Source organism: Pleionea sediminis (genome assembly GCF_007570825.1).
Taxonomy (GTDB): Bacteria; Pseudomonadota; Gammaproteobacteria; order Enterobacterales; family Kangiellaceae; genus Pleionea; species Pleionea sediminis.
Genome location: NZ_SUNB01000001.1, coordinates 1,265,301 through 1,281,925, shown reverse-complemented (window position 1 = coordinate 1,281,925; position 16,625 = coordinate 1,265,301). Strand labels below are relative to the sequence as shown.

At 39.1% G+C, this 16,625-nt stretch carries 14 protein-coding genes; 7 read left to right on the top strand and 7 right to left on the bottom strand.

Annotated features, from left to right (window positions below; genetic code table 11):
- From FAX86_RS05130 to FAX86_RS05100, 7 genes are read left to right on the top strand one after another with little or no spacing between them, the layout of a single operon-like run.
- Complete coding sequence (locus FAX86_RS05130; protein WP_144392266.1) at positions 1-1,731, top strand: polyamine aminopropyltransferase; 1,731 nt, start codon at positions 1-3, stop codon at positions 1,729-1,731.
- Entirely contained in the window at positions 1,703-2,245 is a 543-nt protein-coding gene (locus FAX86_RS05125) for a DUF2170 family protein (RefSeq protein WP_205859102.1), read from the top strand. The genes FAX86_RS05130 and FAX86_RS05125 overlap by 29 nt, the downstream gene beginning before the upstream one ends.
- 34 nt (positions 2,246-2,279) lie before the next feature.
- A complete protein-coding gene (locus tag FAX86_RS05120; protein WP_144392265.1) occupies positions 2,280-2,966 on the top strand; it encodes a PspA/IM30 family protein in 687 nt (228 codons plus the stop codon).
- Between the two features lie 16 nt (positions 2,967-2,982).
- Positions 2,983-3,624, top strand: coding sequence for a hypothetical protein (locus FAX86_RS05115; RefSeq protein WP_144392264.1), 642 nt, complete (start codon positions 2,983-2,985; stop codon positions 3,622-3,624).
- Between the two features lie 5 nt (positions 3,625-3,629).
- Positions 3,630-3,950 (top strand): hypothetical protein, encoded by a 321-nt coding sequence (locus FAX86_RS05110; protein WP_144392263.1) that lies wholly within the window; start codon positions 3,630-3,632, stop codon positions 3,948-3,950.
- A 4-nt stretch (positions 3,951-3,954) separates the two neighbouring features.
- Positions 3,955-5,079, top strand: coding sequence for an ion channel (locus tag FAX86_RS05105; RefSeq protein ID WP_144392262.1), 1,125 nt, complete (start codon positions 3,955-3,957; stop codon positions 5,077-5,079).
- Complete coding sequence (locus tag FAX86_RS05100) at positions 5,072-5,503, top strand: hypothetical protein (RefSeq protein WP_144392261.1); 432 nt, start codon at positions 5,072-5,074, stop codon at positions 5,501-5,503. The genes FAX86_RS05105 and FAX86_RS05100 overlap by 8 nt, the downstream gene beginning before the upstream one ends.
- 97 nt (positions 5,504-5,600) lie before the next feature.
- Here FAX86_RS05100 and FAX86_RS05095 read toward each other — a convergent pair whose 3' ends face one another.
- The 7 genes from FAX86_RS05095 to FAX86_RS05065 all read right to left on the bottom strand — a co-directional run bounded on the left by FAX86_RS05095 (position 5,601) and on the right by FAX86_RS05065 (position 16,612).
- Positions 5,601-6,671 carry a PDC sensor domain-containing protein gene (locus FAX86_RS05095; protein WP_144392260.1) on the bottom strand — a complete coding sequence of 357 codons (1,071 nt, stop codon included), beginning with the start codon at positions 6,669-6,671 and terminating at the stop codon, positions 5,601-5,603.
- 231 nt (positions 6,672-6,902) lie between these two features.
- The gene (locus FAX86_RS05090; RefSeq protein WP_144392259.1) at positions 6,903-12,125 is read right to left on the bottom strand and encodes a DNA repair ATPase; all 5,223 of its coding nucleotides are present in this window, start codon (positions 12,123-12,125) and stop codon (positions 6,903-6,905) included.
- Positions 12,126-12,200: 75 nt separating this feature from the next.
- On the bottom strand, positions 12,201-14,165 hold the full coding sequence (locus FAX86_RS05085) for a flotillin family protein (protein ID WP_144392258.1): 1,965 nt from the start codon (positions 14,163-14,165) through the stop codon (positions 12,201-12,203).
- Between the two features lie 15 nt (positions 14,166-14,180).
- A complete protein-coding gene (locus FAX86_RS05080; RefSeq protein ID WP_144392257.1) occupies positions 14,181-14,822 on the bottom strand; it encodes an OB-fold-containig protein in 642 nt (213 codons plus the stop codon).
- The gene (locus FAX86_RS05075) at positions 14,819-15,379 is read right to left on the bottom strand and encodes a rhomboid family intramembrane serine protease (protein ID WP_164503467.1); all 561 of its coding nucleotides are present in this window, start codon (positions 15,377-15,379) and stop codon (positions 14,819-14,821) included. The genes FAX86_RS05080 and FAX86_RS05075 overlap by 4 nt, the downstream gene beginning before the upstream one ends.
- 106 nt (positions 15,380-15,485) lie before the next feature.
- Positions 15,486-15,836 carry an FHA domain-containing protein gene (locus FAX86_RS05070; protein WP_144392255.1) on the bottom strand — a complete coding sequence of 117 codons (351 nt, stop codon included), beginning with the start codon at positions 15,834-15,836 and terminating at the stop codon, positions 15,486-15,488.
- 14 nt (positions 15,837-15,850) lie between these two features.
- Positions 15,851-16,612 carry a PP2C family protein-serine/threonine phosphatase gene (locus tag FAX86_RS05065; protein WP_144392254.1) on the bottom strand — a complete coding sequence of 254 codons (762 nt, stop codon included), beginning with the start codon at positions 16,610-16,612 and terminating at the stop codon, positions 15,851-15,853.
- Positions 16,613-16,625 lie beyond the last annotated feature (13 nt).

The window sequence follows — 16,625 nt, the reverse complement described above, 5'->3', positions numbered from 1 at the left end:
ATGCAGCAAATCTTTCAGTCGCGCCGCTGGCAGCTGATTTCTCATGATGCCTTTTTACTAGGCATCATGATGGTGTTAGCTGCGTGCGGGCTAATCTACGAATATCTGTTATCACACTATGCTGGACGTGTTTTAGGCGTCATGGAATCTACTATTTATGCCATGATCGGTTTAATGATTGTGGCCATGGGTCTAGGAGCATGGGCAGCAAAATGGTTTAAAAGTCCTTATTCGGTTTTCGCTTGGTTAGAAGCAACAATTGCTCTAATTGGTTGTACTGCCACTTTAGTGATTGCCGGAGCCATTGCGCTAACGGGCCGATTGCCAGAACTAATTTCATCAGCTTATAACTTACCTCCTGATACTGTAATTAGCGGTGGCGTTTTCGAGCAGCTGCAGGTTATTAGTCGATATCTTCCTTATTTCGCAGGATTTGTCTTGGGATTGTTCATCGGAATGGAAATTCCACTTATCGCAAGAGTTCGAGAAGATGTCTATGGTCAGCATCTAGAAAATAATGTTGGTACGATTTATGGAGCCGATTATATTGGAGCAGGGTTTGGCGCGGTTATTTGGATAACTTTAATGTTGTCGATGGATATAACCGTAGCTGCGATTTGGACCGCTCTTTTTAATGTGTTGGCTGGTTTTTTGTTTCTCTGGAGATACTGGAAAAAAATAAAATTTCCCAAAGCTTTAGCTGCTCTCCATGTGGGGCTTTTAGCCTTGCTTATCGTTATTGCAGATAGCGGAGCGCGTTGGATGAGTGATTTTTCCAATGTTCTTTATCGAGACCGAGTCGTCTATCAAACTCAAACTCGCTTTCAGAATATTACATTTACTCAACGCTCTTTTGGCTCTCGACAACAGCCCGTGATTGATATGTATCTCAATGGCCGGCTTCAGTTCAGTAGTTTTGACGAAACGATTTATCATGCAATGCTCACCTATCCAGCGTTGTTGGCTTCTGCGCGCCAAGATAACGTATTGGTTATTGGTGGGGGGGATGGATTGGCTGTTCGAGATATTCTGAAGTGGGAGCCTGAATCGGTGACTCTAATTGATCTTGATGAAGGTCTTGTGGAATTGTTTTCAGAGCGTTTTGCGCAGTCGAGAGATGAAGAGTCTGAAATTCTAAGAGAGAAGCTTCTGGAGCTCAATGAGTCGGCATTTGAGGATCCAAGAGTAAATGTGATCTTTGGCGATGCGTTTGTTGAGCTAGACAAGCTGCTTGAGCAACAAGTTTATTACGACACGATTATTATTGACTTGCCGGACCCAAGCCATCCGGACTTAAATAAGTTGTACTCAGACCACTTCTACGCAAGAATTTCCAAGCTTTTAGTGGGTGATGGTGTACTGGTCGTCCAATCAACATCTCCATTTCATGCTAAAAATGCGTTTATTAGTATCGGCAAAACAGTTGAATACGCCGGATTCACTAATGTTGAGCAATATCGGCAAAATGTACCTTCCTTTGGTGAATGGGGCTGGACTATCGCAACTAAAATGGGCCAGTCAGCTAAGCAACGAATTCAAAACCATACTCGACTACCGGTTGAAAGCAGCTATATTAACAAGGACATTCTGATGGCAGCATTTGCTATGCCGAATGACTTTTACCGGGGGGCAGACGATGTATCTGTTAATATTCTCGGTACAGGAACGATTTATCAATACCATACTCAGGCCTGGCAAAAAGATGTTGGGGTTTATTCGTCCGGGCAATAAAGAAAATTTAGTTAAAGGGCTTGACATTTTATGTCGAGTTTCGTATCTTATTTCTAACGCGACATTTTATGTCATTAACAATGAGGATAAAAGAACCATGTCATTAAAGGAACTGGCTATCCAACTCAATGGTTTTATTAAAGATGGTTTCACTCTAGATGTATTGCCAATGCAAGAGAGTGGGGATGGTGAAATTACCGTACTTCAAGTTGTTGTTGAAGGATTTGACGAGTTACCAATTTTTGTCACTGCAACAGAAGAACAAATACTTTGTGTAACGAATTTGTTTACCAAAGATGAAGTTAAAGCTGACACTTTGGATGAGCTTAATGCAATGCTTCTTAAATTAACGGTAAATGTGCCATTAAGTTCGTTTGGCATGATTGATGACCAGTACGTTTTATTTGGAGCTATGAGTGTGACTACCTTAGTTGACAATATTGCTCACGAATTGGTTACTCAGGCAGAGAATTCACTTGAGGCTTTGGAAGCCTTAGAACAGTTTTTAAATTAATCAGCATGGACGTTTAAGCGTTAGGAGAAATAGTATGAGTATTTTAAAGAAACTTGTTACAGCCATTCGTGGTGGTGCTCGAGAAGTCGGAGAGGCGATTGTTGATACCAATGCTATTCGAATTCTTGAGCAAGAAATTAAAGATCAAGAACGAGCTATTGCAAAAGCGAAAGACTCTTTAACTGATGTCATGGCAGATCAATCAAAGACAGCTCGGCAAATTAATGCTCTTAATGATCGAGTCGCGGAACACGAAGGTTATGCAACTCAAGCACTTGAAAAAGGCGATGAAGCTCTAGCGTTAGAAGTCGCGGAAAAGATTGCTGAATATGAGAATGAAAAAGCAGAATTGGAACCTGTTCTGGCAAATTACAAAGCAAGTGTTGCTAGTTTAAAAGACCAAATTCGAAGAGCTGAGAAAAGCATTCAAGAACATAAGCGTGAATTGTCGGTAGTTAAAACGACAGAAAGTGTACAAAAAGCTCGAGTTTCGGTAAATGAGTCTCTGTCATCAAACTTGTCTAAAACAACGGCCGCTCGTGATTCTTTAAATCGAATTAAAGAGCGTCAGCAACGAACTGAAGATAAAATAAAAGCTTCGGAAGAGTTAAATGCTGAAGGTAGCGATAAGGCACTTAAAGACAAGTTAGCGCAAGCTGGAATTGGTGAAACTAAAACTAAAGCTAATGATATCTTAGCTCGGTTAAAAGATAAAAAATAAATATTGAGGAAGGGTTATGTTCGGTAAGTGGTTTGGTAAAAAGGAAGAGAAAACCCGTATTCTTGAAAAGCCAGAAGAACTTAATGTTGGTGATATGGTTGAAATGGTTGACTCATTCGGTCTTCCTGCAGAAATACGCGGCGAAACATTTCAGATAATGGAAATCAACACTTACGAATATAAACATGCGCGCGAAACGGAATTTTTACTCCAAGGATCGGAGGGAATTCCCCTTCATTTAACCGTCGAAGTAGAAGATGGTGAAGAGTGGCTCAACTTCACTCGAAAAATTGAACGCAGTGATGTTGAGCAGCTTTTTGATATGGATGCTTTTGGTCTTGTATTTGATGAAGAAGTTAGTAGAGAAAGCATTCGTGTCATTGGAGATAGCTCGAAGTATGAGCGATGGCTAGCAGACAGCTACTATCAAGAAGGCGAATGGACGCGAGGGTATTTTCATAAGTCCGACTTCCGAAAAAAATCAATTTCTCGATATGAAGACGACGACAATGGAGAGGCTTTTGAATCTGTTTCTTTAGTTTCCGAAGATGATATGCACCGAGTGGAAATAGAGGTGTGGGAAGATGGAACTACCGATGTTTCTATTGGCGTATCACGACCTATTGCTGACATAAAAGCTTTATATGGAAAAACTTAATTCCGATGGCGAAATCAAATCAAAAGTGGGATAAGCAAGCTCAGGCGGCGAAGGCTACTCAAGTTGCTTTTGACGTTAGCGAATCAGTCCACAATTACATACAGTTGCAGTCTGTGAAAGATCAATTAAAACCGTCCGACTATATCCGAAAAATTTTAGGACTGGACTTCAAACGCAAAAAAGTGCGTCCCAGACTCACAGTGACTCTCAATGAAGATGATTATGACTTTTTAGGGAAAGAGTTTGGAATCGATTCTTCGGACCGAATTGCGATTAAGCATGCTGTTACAAAGCGACTTATTGAACTAGCAGAAAATAAAGAATAAAACTATGTTTCGTCGATTAGCAAAGTTACTACAATGGCGAAGAAAACGTCTTTTGTCGAAAGGATTGGTTACAAATACTAAGAATCGCATTCGACAACTCTTTATAATGGTTTTAGCCATTATTTTATTACACACCATTGCTATGGTTGTATTTGAAAAACTATCGTTTGGCGATGCTTTATGGCTGAGCTTAACAACGATCAATACGACAGGGTATGGTGATCTAAGCAGTAGTACATTCGTAGGAAGATCATTTACCGTCATTCTCATGTATGTGCTTGGTATTACTATTATGGCTCAGTTAGCGACTGAGTATATAGAGTATCGTATTGAAAGAAAAGATCGCAAGATTAAAGGCTTTTGGAACTGGAATATTATGAATCAACATATTGTTATTATTAATACACCACAACATAATCCAGAACTTTACTTGGAAAGACTATGTGGTCAATTACGCAATACACCTGCATTTAGTGAAACGCCTATTTGTATTTTGTCCGATAAGTTCCAAGATGGTTTACCCGTAACTTTAACGGATCAAAATGTTGTTTATGTTCATGGTGATGCTCGTGATCCAATGGTACTCGACAGAGCGAATGTTGATGAAGCTTCGCATATAATTTTAATATCGCCTAACAGCGCTCTAACTTCATCGGACTCAGTTACCCTTGACGTTTTATTCCATTTAAAAGACCGTAATTTAATAGGAAAAATAATTGCTGAAGCCGTTAAAGATGAAAATCGTAAACGCTTTTCAGATATAGGAGCATCCGCTGTTATGCGTCCAATTAGAGCTTATCCAGAACTAATGGTAAGGGCTCTCGAAGCACCAGGTACTGAACAGTTTATGGAAAATCTTTTCGGTCACGATGGCGATCGACCGGTACGTTATGATCATTCATTTAAAGTTTCTCAGTGGGCCAATTTGGCGTGTAGTATTATGCAAAAGGGTTTGGGTACGCCTGTTGGCTTTATAGATTCTACCGGAGATGTTCACACTAACCCTGCTCCGTTAAAGCCTGCCGTTGGCGAAGCTATTTTATTATTAGTTCATCATGAACACATTCCAGATAAAAATCATGTTATAGAAGCCATTGAGTCGGTTTCAAAGGAGGTTGAAAATGCATAAGCCAAAAGGTGCAGGTGGAACTAGTGGCGGTATTGGTCGATTTTTAATTGGCTTAATTATGATGTCAGTTGGCGGATATTTATTTCTCTCAAAAGTTTTGATAACTACTGCAAACTCGATGCGCGGCTTTGGTTTTGGAACTAGCTTATATTCATTTGGTGGCGGTTTTTCCATTACAGGTGGCATGATTTTTGTTCCATTTATTATCGGAATTGTCATGATATTTTGGAATAGTAAAAATATTTTCGGCTGGATGCTTAGTGGTATTAGCTTAATTGCATTTATCGTTGGCGTTATTGTTAATATTCGAGTTTCCTTAGCACCAATGACAGCATTCGATATAGTTGTATTGATTATCCTAATGGCTGGTGGAGCAGGAATGTTTTTTAGCTCACTCAAGAACTTTGACGCAAGTGAAATCTAAATGATATCTTAACTAATTAATCATTAGTTAAGATATCAAGAACCTGGACCACAGCTAGAAGATAAAACTCAAAAATTTAAAAGCTTACTTTTGGGTTTTATCTTCGATACTGAACGGATTTATATCCTAAATAGATTACAAGCATCAAGATAATTAAAGCGATAATGAGTAAGTAGGATAATATTTGGCGAAGAAAGAACCGGTTTTTATCATGAACACTAGCTTCTTCAAATATCAATCCTAAAGAAGCCTCTGCAGAGTGTATTGGGTTATAGAACCATTTGTGTGGCACATTATCTATTGTTTGAATTGTATTTCCTTGGTGACCTTTTATCATTTCTTTTCCAATAAATTTTATTGATTCATTTGGATCATTGAGTATATTAAATCTCTTCGATAATTTTAGGCCCTCACTGTCAGTCGAATGCTCGCCATCTTTATTGACAATTTCTGATACAATAAAGTTTGGATTCCAATGATACCAGTAATACCCATCTCGACTTAGTACAACCATTTTCGTTGTAATATCCATTTCCTTTTTTAATTCAAACTCAAATTCCTTAAGCCAACCATTAAATAGCTCCCATGGAAGAGTTGCGCCAATTAGTCCTATAATTTCGTTTTTATTATTCTGTATCGGATGGGCGACTACGATTTGTTTCGTATTAGTTGTGTAAGATACCATTGGATTAGAGACGTAAGTTGATGGGTTGCTGGGTCTTAAATAACCTACGGTTTTTAGCCAGTAGTCACGATTGTCGATTTTCTTTTTTGGGGAATCTGGTATTTTGTCGTTATGGGTTCGATACATTCCTTGCGCTGGGTTTCCCCCTGATGTGTTCAGAAAGTTACCGTGAATATCTCCTATAATAAATTTTTCATACTTAGTGACTTTTGATTCTAGATAATCGAATAAGAAGTTTCTTGCGCTTAAGAACTCTCCTTTTCTTAAAGCGGGATGTGTAGACAATGCCTTAACCTCATGTTTGTAGGCCTGAACTCTGCCCGATAGTTTTTCAGAAAAATATGCGGTTTTTTGGTTTAGGTAGTTTTCGACAGATTGGTTAGTGTATTGCTCGATTGTAGAGTAAATAAAACGTACCATGCCCGTTAAAAGTATAAAGGTTATGGTAAAAAGAAAAAGTAGCCGTTTTTTATAACTTGCCATCAACAAAAGAGCCAAATAAAGATAATTATAGAAAACAATTTGTATTATGTCTCGGCAGTGTATTCTGAATACTTCTTCTGTTAGATTGGTCGCTAATAGTTCAGAGTAAAGCAGATTCACGATTAATTAATTGAGTGAGTACCATAGTTGTACTATCGAGAAGTTAGTGAGTATCCAATAGAATAAAAAGCTAACGTCTTTATTCTATTGGAATCTTTATACTGCATAATTTTAAGAACTTTTGTTCGTTATACTTCTCAGTTTTGCCTCAATTTCTGACATTTTCTTATGTGTCTTTAAGTCAAGGTCCAGCTTTCCGTCCATTACTCTAACCAGTGGTAGCAGCGTATTCTCGAAAGTCTCTGCAATAGTCTTAAGTAACTGATCAATCCCTGGAACAGGTTGATTGATGACTTCAATATTGGGTCTATTTTCTTGCCAGCTGTCAGATAATTTGGCTAGTTGATAGCATATTTTTTCAATTGCCGGTGTTGTGCTATCTATCTTGTCCTCAGCGGTTGTACGTTTCCCTAACTTTTCGACTTGTTTAACGAGATCATTGAGCTGTAGAACAATCTTCTTTCCTGAATCGGAATCATCTCCACCCATAGATTGATTGCGTTGAAAGTTCTGTTTAATTTCTTCCCATCGAGTCTCTTGTTTAGTCGTCATGTTGCCACGTAGTTCGGCTAATTTAAGTAGATTTTCCTCAGCTCCTGTTGTTAAAAGCTGTGCTTCTCCTTGATAATGATCGCTTATCAGTTGTAATAATTCATCATCTGTCATAACAGAAGAAACTTTTTCCGCCATTTTATTCATATTACGGTAAGAGCCTTGAAGTTTGAATGGGGGCTCCGTGCGATAGCGATCGTCTTGAGCGCTAGACGATATGTAGTTTTGATTAATCCTAGATACGATTTTTTGAATCGTAAACATCTTCTTTAAAATATCGGTTATCTCATTTACTTCTGCGCCACTGTACTGATAACTTAAATCTGTTGTTGCTGTCGATCCTCCCTTGGCAATATCAATAAACTTGTAGACATCACCCATTTCGCGTGTTGCCAATGGCGCTAATACTCTATTTGACGTTAATGAGTTCTCGATATAACTCAGCTCAAAAACGTCTTCTTGACCTGAAAGCATGTCGCCTAAGTTGTAGATGTCTGCGCGGTTAGCTAACATATCTGGAATCTTGAAAAGTTCGCCAGATTCTGTGTATGGATTTCCAGCCATTACCACGCAAAATTTACTTCCGCGCATATCGTACGTTTTCGACTGACCTTTCCAGACACCTTCTATTCGGCGTGTACCGTCACAAAGCGAAATAAATTTTTGTAAAAATTCTGGATTAGTGTGTTGAATATCATCAAGGTAAAGCATGACATTGTTGCCCATCTCCAGAGCAAGATTTAACTTTTCCAACTCTTGTCGGCTTGCGCTATTGGTTGCTTGAGCAGGATCTATTGACGTAATATCATGCCCGATAGCAGGACAATTTATTTTCATAAATATAAGCCCAAGTCTATCGGCAACGTACTCCATGAGTGTTGTTTTACCATATCCGGGGGGCGAGATCATAAGTAATAAACCCATTAAATCGGTTCTTTTACTATCGCCTAACGTTCCCATTTGTTTAGCGAGGTTGTCGCCGATAATAGGTAAATAAACATCATTAATTAGCTTATTCCTAACAAATGATGTTAGGGGTTTTGCTATAAAATCATCGACGCGTAGTTCTTCTTTCAATCGCTCAATTTCTGTGTGTCTAATTTTTTGATATTCAAAATATTTTGGTATAACTTGATAATGATGACGTGTCATAGATTCTAAAAACACATCGAGATTTATTGTGAGATTTTGATCTTCAAGCTTCGAGTGTTGACCAAGAAGGTCAGATATTTTAAATTGAAGATCAACTTGATGTAAGTGGCGATCAAGTGCTTGATCGACGATTATCAAACATACCGCTTCAGGAATATAGTTTTTTAACTCTGGTTCCTTGTGATGCACAAATCCACTAATCCAGTGAGATGCAAGATACCAGCGCTTTCCTGAATGACCTTCTAATTCATGCAGTGCTGCTAAAAAGTCTTGCCATGCTCCCTCCGATTCTAAATACAACTGAAAGCTTTTTTTGAGTTGCTCAGCGTATTTTGAAATAGCGAACTGAACAGGTTTTTGTCCAAGCTCTTCAATAAGATATTCTGAAGCGCGGTCGAGTGCGTGGTGTGATATATCGAGAGAATTGAGCTTTACGTAATCTATTAGCTTTGACTTTATATCCAGTTTAAGTTGCGAAAAATAGGAGTTGTCAGAAAATAAAGCTCGCATTTTTAATGCATTTTGAGCTCTTTGGTGCCAACTATTATGCTGAGCGTCTCTCTGAAATTCTGACCAATATAATGTTGCTATCGCGCGACTTAATGGAGTAAATTTTAGCGAACCAGCTGCTTCGAAATTAGGAACAAGTTTCTGCAAAAGTTTTGCCGCATCATGATCGTGTATTCCTTTTTCATAGCCCTCTTTATATCGTGGAGCTATATAGTTTTTAATCAATGCCAATAGTTCTTCTTCATTTGCCGTAGCTTGAGAAAGCTTTTGCCAATCAAATCCATCTGAGTTGCTTCGTGCTGAATCAAGAATAGCAAATGCAAGGTATTCACCTCGATAGACATCTTCGGACTCTGAAGGAAGGTTCATTTTCCAAAAGTCACGATAATTATTAAGTGGGCTGTCTATGAGTTCTTCATAATAATCGGTACCAGAGAGATGTACATACATTCGTTCATTCCGAGGAAGTAATGTAATATCCAACTCTTGAGTATTTACACTAAACTTGTGTTTAGTGCCCAACTTAATTATTTTTCCGCCCTCCTCATAGATGTCACTTTTGTCACGCAATGCACGAATGGCATTTTCTTTTGCTGACTTTAATTGTGATTCAAGATCATCTGCTTTTACTGAGTCCTCAAGTTCGCGTAATTGTTGAGTTAATTGTTGGAGCTTTCGGACCAATCCATCGGATGCAAAAAAAGAGTTAAGCTCATCTTGTTCGCTAATTCGCTGTGCTCGACGACTAATGCTTTGAATAATTCTGGTGGCGGCATCAAATAAAGTTTGAGCTTTTCGTTGCCTGGCATCAATAAGACTTTGTTTATGTGACTCAAATGTTTCAAAAATCTCTTCGCGTTTGCTTAATATATCTGCCAAGAAGTCGTCGTATTCACTGAACTGTCCTTCCAGTTCCTCTAGCTGAACCATTAATCGAGAGAGTTGCTCATCACATTTTTCGGGAGTCTTGGCTAAACCCAGTGCATTTTGAACACTCTGTGATAAAAGTTTAAACTGAGCTGCAAATTGTGCTGTTGCTTCTTCAGAACCAAAACTTTGTTTTTGATGTTGGAGTTTTGCTTTAAGTTGATTGAGCTTTGAGTAAATGCTAGATATGGATTCGATTATTTGGGTCTGCAATGTTGCGTCTGGCACTTTGAGTGATGCCATTAACTCTGACAGCAAATCGAGAGAGTTTGCCATCTTATCGACTGACTCCATTAAAGGAGACAGTTCTGAAGATGTTTTACATTGTTCTCGCTCTTGGTGAATGTGTCGAATATCGTCTTCATAACTGGATAAAGCATCTGGACTTGCTAAAAAGTCGACAGTTCGATCGTTAAGTTGTTCTTCTTTTTCTATAAGTTCTGATTCCAACTCATCAATTTTTTTACGGTCAATATAACGTAGCTCTCGAATTGTTAATAAGTGACCTCTTTGATGATTAAGCCTTGAAAGTGCTTCAACAAAATCTTGAGCGTTATGCCAGTTTTCTGACTCTAAGTCGCGAACCAATGTTTCTTGTTCTACTATGGCTTCTCTGAGTGCTTTAGCGGACTGCTTTTGGATATTTTCAACTTTCTCATACTCGTCGATGACAAGTTCAGATGTTTTGCTTATTTGCTTTAAGCAACTTTCAATATCTGTCATTTCTGAAGCTGTTAGCCAGTGATAAGAGTCAAAAATCTTAACACTCCGTTTTGCCAAGTCGTTGTAGTGCACAACTGACGCATCTTCAGATTTTATTAATCTAGATATCGAGAAGAGTTCAGAAATGCCTCTTACAAGTTCAGCATTACCAATTTTGCCAAAAAAGCTCACACTTTCTGGTTGGCTACTTGCAAATTCATCGGAGAAAAATGGCGTTTGCCAGATTTGAAGAGGATGAATTCTTGTCGCTTCATCCTGAGCATAAAAAATGAGTAAGCGACCATCGGGATAAAAGCCGTAACCATGTCCAAACAAAGGGTTTTGCAGCGACTTGTTGATCAAGTTGTAGGCATATAGGCCAACAATATTCGAGTCGGGCTGATAAAAAACGTAAAGAACATCCTCACCATTTGGTGATCGCATCGTGCGTTTAAATTTTAAGTTTGTATACTCATGGTCAAAACTTTTAAATTCACCCGTTGTTAAATAATATCCACCGGGAAACATCAGGCCGTGGTCTTCTGGTAATTGAACGCAAGAATCGCCAATGGCATCAATTCTGATAACTTGTTCTGTGTTCTTATTGAATACAAGATAGCGCCAAATCTCTTCCTGATAAGGACGTATTCTTAAAAGTATTAATGAGCCAACTTCACTGTATAAGAATTCTGCATCATCTAAAGACTGGGTTGAGTCGTCAACTGGTTCCGAGTAGATTCCTTTCCCAGAGTTAGTGTTATTTTCAATTTTTACTGTTAAATCGCTGCCTAACGTATCAACAAAAATAGTGTCTAGAATATTAATATGTGGATGACGGCCATTGATAACATCTTCCCGCTGGCATTCTATCCATTCAAAATCATGGCTAGCTGGCAATTCAATATCTCGTTCGCCTCTATTGTCAATATATTGAATGCTTTTTCCGTCATCTGAAATATTCCACCGAAATACACGAACGTCGGTAATGCGTTCTCCTATTTGAAAAGATGCGAGTAATTTATTATTTTTGACAACTAATTGGGACAGAGCTGTATCTTTGTAGTAAGTGTATAGCTCCCTAAAATCACCAACAAATTGCTGATCGGATAGAAAAGTGCTTTTTAAGTTTACGGGGTCAAGATCGTAGCCATCTTCTTTTTCTTTCAATCGATAAACAGAAAATACATCCTCGACTAGAGTTTCTTTTTTTAAACCCAAAAAAACGTTATAACCGAATAGAACTAGGTCGCCAACGAGCACTAAATCTCGTGCCTCGCAGTTATGCTCTGTGCGTAAACGTAACCGGCTGAGTACCTGCATTTCGGTACTGCCAAATTCTTCTTGCCGTTGTTGGTTAAGATTTTGAGTTAGTTCAGAGAGTTGTTTTCCATGATCGAGTAAGCGCTTACGAATAACTTCGTATGCTCCGCCTTCAGCGACGGCTTGTTCTATTCGACTCTCTGACTCAGAAGTAGAATTTGATTCAGCCACAATAACCTTTCCTTAAAATAGAAAATAAGCACAAATGAAAGAGAGCAGCACCAATAAAAGGTGCTGCCATAAGGCTTAAGCGCTGTCTTTCGGCGCTGAATTAATATCTTTGGTTGCCGCATTACCGCCCAAAAACTTTTCGAGCAGAGACGAGACAACTGGCGACTGGTCCAGGAAGCCATCGAGTGCTTTACCCATTCCCATTCCTTTGGCCATTTTGTCGAAGTAGTCATTGCTGCCACCAACAATATCAATGTTGGCGTTTTCCAGAGCTTTGGCGATAACCGATGCCTGGTCGCTAGCAACATCTTTGCTCGCATCAACTTTAGCAAGTTCTTCCTTCAAGTGGGCTTCAAGTTTCATTTTAAATTGTTCAAACTCACGAGCTTCAGGAGTCATACCATTCATGGCATTAAACTTCTCAATTAATCCTGCAGCTTCAGCTTTTGCTTGTTCAACCGTTACTGCTGCTTGAGCTAAGCCTTTTTCTTTTGCGGCATGTGCTTCGGCAAGTCCTAACTGTTCAAGGCCTCGAGCTTCTGCAGTATGTTTTTCTTCAAGAACTTTTGCTTCAGCGAAACCTTCTTTTTCAAGAGCAACAGCAGCAGCTTCTTTAACTCGTACTTCTGCAAGACCTTCTTTCTCTTTCGCATCAGCTTGTGCATGAATAACTTGTGCCTCTGCTAAGCCTGAAGCAGCCATTTGAGCTTGTTTACCTTCGGCTTCTTTCTTTTGAGCTTCTGATTTCTTTGCTGATGCTTCAAGTTCTGCTTGTGCGATCATATTGATTTCTTTCGCACGATGTTCAGCTGAGCGTTCGTCGGCCTCCGCTTGTTTAATAGCTTTGATCATTGCTTCTTCGGCTTCAGCTTGAGCTTCAAGTACTCGGACTTGTTTTTGCCTTTCGGCGTCAGAAACAATTTGAACTTCTTTAATACGCTCTTCTTCTTCGGCAACTTTCTTTTCGACTGCAATGCGCTCGCTAATCGTTTGAGCAATAATTTTACGCTCTGCTTCAAGTGCTTTTTCTTTATTTATAGTTTCGAGCTCAACTTCACGCTGGCGATTTACTTCTTCAAGCTCTTTCGCTTTGATGACTTTTTCTTGTTCAATCACAACGGCACGTTGTCGATTTTGTTCTGCGACTTCAATTTGTCGCTTTTTGTTTTCTTCACGAATCGCAACTTGTTCTTCAGTAGCAATTCTTGCTTCTTCCGATTTTAATTGTTCTTCATAGCTAACTTTCTTCGTTTCTGCTTGTTCTCGAGCCTGTATCGTTTCGACTTCGCGTTTTTGTTTGGCAGTTGCATCGGCTTCTTGGCGTTCTAGCGCGAGCAAAGCTTCTTTTGTTTCTACATTTTTCTTAGTGATTGCGAGTTCTTCATCTCGCTCAAGTCGATTGGTTTCAACGTTTCTTGTCGCTGTTATTTCTGTAATTCTTCGAATACCTTCTGAATCAAGAATGTTAGAGCGATCGAGGTGAGATTTTGGTGTTTGTTCTAAGTAATCTATGGCAACATCTTCCAGAACATAGCCGTTCATGTCTTCGCCAATGACTTCGACAATTTTTTCTCTAAATGAAATCCTATTTTCGAAAAGATCAAGGAAGTCCATTTGCTTACCAACCGTTTTTAATGCTTCAGAAAACTTTGCATTAAACAGGAGGTTCACCGCTGCTTTATCGGAAGCTCTATCGACACCGATAGACTTTGCAACTTTCAGCACATCATCAGCGGTTTCATTAACTCTTAAGTAAAAGGCAACAGTGATATCAGCACGCAAATTGTCTTTACAAATTAAACCTTCTTTTCCTCGGCGATCAATTTCCAAAGTGATTAAAGAAATTTTCATCACTTCCATTTTATTGATCACCGGGATAACCATCGAGCCGGTAAAGCTAACCTTTGGCTTGCTAGACATGTTATTGACGATTAATGCGTAACCTTGAGGTACTTTTTTATAGACTGAGGCAATAAAAATACCCAGTATCACCAAAAAAGCTAGTGCACCACCGACTATGATAAATATTAAGTCACCCATATTTCCCTCGTTATATTAACTGTTATGAAAATCGTTTTTATCGACTAAAAAGTAAACACTTTTAGTAGCATCATAGTCGACAATGTAGGCGGTATCACCGCGCTTAAATTGGTATTTTTCGTCTGCACGAACTTTTAGTAGTAAACTGGCGCCATCAAAATCACAAACTGCCTCACCAAAAGTTTTATTTACCTTTGAGGAGCGAACTCGGCAAGGACGACCCAATAAGTTTTTGTTATCGCTACCGCCGTGAAGTTTTTTAAATAATTTTCTTAATGGGCGTATACACCAAGCAGTAATAGGAAGAGCAAGGGCAAGGCTTCCTATCGATGTAAGGCTTCCAATTAGCCACATTAAGCTTTCACTCTCAACCCAAAAAAATAAATATTTCGATGCAATATAGCTAATGAGCCAGGCGCAAAACATTAGTATTGTTAATACGATGGTAATAGGTACACCTGTTAAACCTAGTGTTGCGAGAAATGTGGCAAACCCGCTCAGATCGGAAACATCTGCATCGGTATCGATATCTAAATCGAAAAAATCAAAGTCGAGTAGTCCGAATGCAACTATTAACCAATATCCTATTAATATTAAGTTTATTGTCGTAAAAATAGACGTTGGAAAACTACTGGCAATACTCCAAATTTCATTCATAAGCTTTCCCCCGAAGACTTTGAGTTTTCTTTCACTAAGTAGGCAGCGATTATGCCGCAAATAAATCCTGCTAAATGTCCTTCAAAACTGATAAAACCGCGAAAATCGATTAAGCTAAAAAATAGGCCACCATAAATAAACAGCGCAACAAAACTAAGTAATATATTTTTAATCGAATGATTGATCCAACCATTGGCGAGTAAGAATCCCCAATAGCCAAGTACTAAACCTGATGCACCAATATGATACGCATGTCGCCCGACCAACCATACAATTAAACCGGAACCTAGCCAGACAATGAAAGTGACTGCGAGCAAGTTACGTGTTTGATGAACTAAAAATGCAAGTATTGCAAGCGGAATGCTATTCCCAAGCAAGTGCCAAAGTCCACCATGGATGAGCGGAGCCGTGAAAATGCCGTAAGCATGTGACCATTGTCTTGGTAAAATACCAAAACTTTCAAGCGCTCGCCCTGTGAATATATTGATAAATTCCACAAGCCAAAGGATCGCTATGGCAAATAGTATAAATTTTATTCCGTTTAGTTGATATTTCACTCGACATTCATTTCCTTGACAGTAACCGTTAATCCAAAGATTTTGTTGTTACTATGATAGTCAAAGAATGCCGAGTTTTATTACATTTTATTGTTAATATGAAAAATTAATCAGGAAGGATAACTGCTGTTCGATCAAGGTTAGTTTGCGTCTTATCGACAAAGCGAAACTTGCTATAGCCAATCTCTATTAGATCACCATTGTTAAGCTTTTGTTTTTCGATTTTTACGCCATTAACACGCGTTGAGTTGGTACTTTTTAAATCTTCAATTTCATAGTGATTTTGATCTTCGAGATATTCGTCTTCCTCGTGCAAAATTTGAGCATGAAAGCTGCTGACCGAATTATCCTGAATTTGCACGTCATTATCGGGTGCACGACCAATTGTAAGTACACCGTTATTCAATTCGAATTTATTGACAACCACGTCATCAACAATTAATCCTAAATAAGCCATTAATTACTCCACTGTTAATGTTGAGCTACAACGATTAATGATACGTTATCTGGCGCGCCTGCACTGAGCGCTTCATCAAGTAATTGTTTAGTTGATTCGTTTAATGCGTATTGTTGTAGTGTATCGCTAATAAATGCGTTTGACATGCAGTTGCTTAGACCATCACTGCATAACAAGAAACGATCTCCTTGCTGAATCGCGATTGACAGAATTTGTGGTGTCAGCGTTTCTTTAGAGCCCAATGCCTGAGTGAGCACATTTTTATAAGGCGAGCTATCGATATTTTCTGGACTAATTTGACCTTTTTCGAGCCAGCTTTGTATGAGTGTATCGTCTCGAGTAAGCTGTTGTAATTCGTTGTTGCGAAAGCGATAACATCTGGAGTCGCCAATGTTGACTATCCAGCACTGATTGGCGTAGAGAATGATTGCAACCATTGTCGTGCCAAGACCTTCATCTTCTGGATGTTGCTTGGCATGCTGCTTAATCTGAACGTCAACTTGAGAGACGTAGTCCGACAAGGCTTCACGCATTGTTTGTTCGTTAGGGAAACTATCGTTTGGGCTCGAGAATAGCTCTTCAACCAAATCTAGAAATTGAGTTCGGGCGATATTACTTGCAACCTCTCCTGCGGCATGTCCGCCCATTCCGTCAGCAATAACAGCGCACAACCAACCCTTGTCAGCATCGACTTGCCAGCCAATAGCATCTTCGTTGTTGGGGCGCTTTTTGCCCTGGTCTGACATTCCGGTTACCTTCCATGTAAAAGGTTTCATGGGGTAAGAAGAA

Excerpts from the sequence above, each read along its gene's own strand:
- FAX86_RS05130 (WP_144392266.1), top strand. The coding sequence starts at position 1 with ATGCAGCAAATCTTTCAGTCGCGCCGCTGGCAGCTGATTTCTCATGAT.
- FAX86_RS05125 (WP_205859102.1), top strand. The coding sequence starts at position 1,703 with ATGTTGGGGTTTATTCGTCCGGGCAATAAAGAAAATTTAGTTAAAGGG.
- FAX86_RS05120 (WP_144392265.1), top strand. The coding sequence starts at position 2,280 with ATGAGTATTTTAAAGAAACTTGTTACAGCCATTCGTGGTGGTGCTCGA.
- FAX86_RS05115 (WP_144392264.1), top strand. The coding sequence starts at position 2,983 with ATGTTCGGTAAGTGGTTTGGTAAAAAGGAAGAGAAAACCCGTATTCTT.
- FAX86_RS05110 (WP_144392263.1), top strand. The coding sequence starts at position 3,630 with ATGGCGAAATCAAATCAAAAGTGGGATAAGCAAGCTCAGGCGGCGAAG.
- FAX86_RS05105 (WP_144392262.1), top strand. The coding sequence starts at position 3,955 with ATGTTTCGTCGATTAGCAAAGTTACTACAATGGCGAAGAAAACGTCTT.
- FAX86_RS05100 (WP_144392261.1), top strand. The coding sequence starts at position 5,072 with ATGCATAAGCCAAAAGGTGCAGGTGGAACTAGTGGCGGTATTGGTCGA.
- FAX86_RS05095 (WP_144392260.1), bottom strand. The coding sequence starts at position 6,671 with ATGGCAAGTTATAAAAAACGGCTACTTTTTCTTTTTACCATAACCTTT.
- FAX86_RS05085 (WP_144392258.1), bottom strand. The coding sequence starts at position 14,165 with ATGGGTGACTTAATATTTATCATAGTCGGTGGTGCACTAGCTTTTTTG.
- FAX86_RS05080 (WP_144392257.1), bottom strand. The coding sequence starts at position 14,822 with ATGAATGAAATTTGGAGTATTGCCAGTAGTTTTCCAACGTCTATTTTT.
- FAX86_RS05070 (WP_144392255.1), bottom strand. The coding sequence starts at position 15,836 with ATGGCTTATTTAGGATTAATTGTTGATGACGTGGTTGTCAATAAATTC.
- FAX86_RS05065 (WP_144392254.1), bottom strand. The coding sequence starts at position 16,612 with ATGAAACCTTTTACATGGAAGGTAACCGGAATGTCAGACCAGGGCAAA.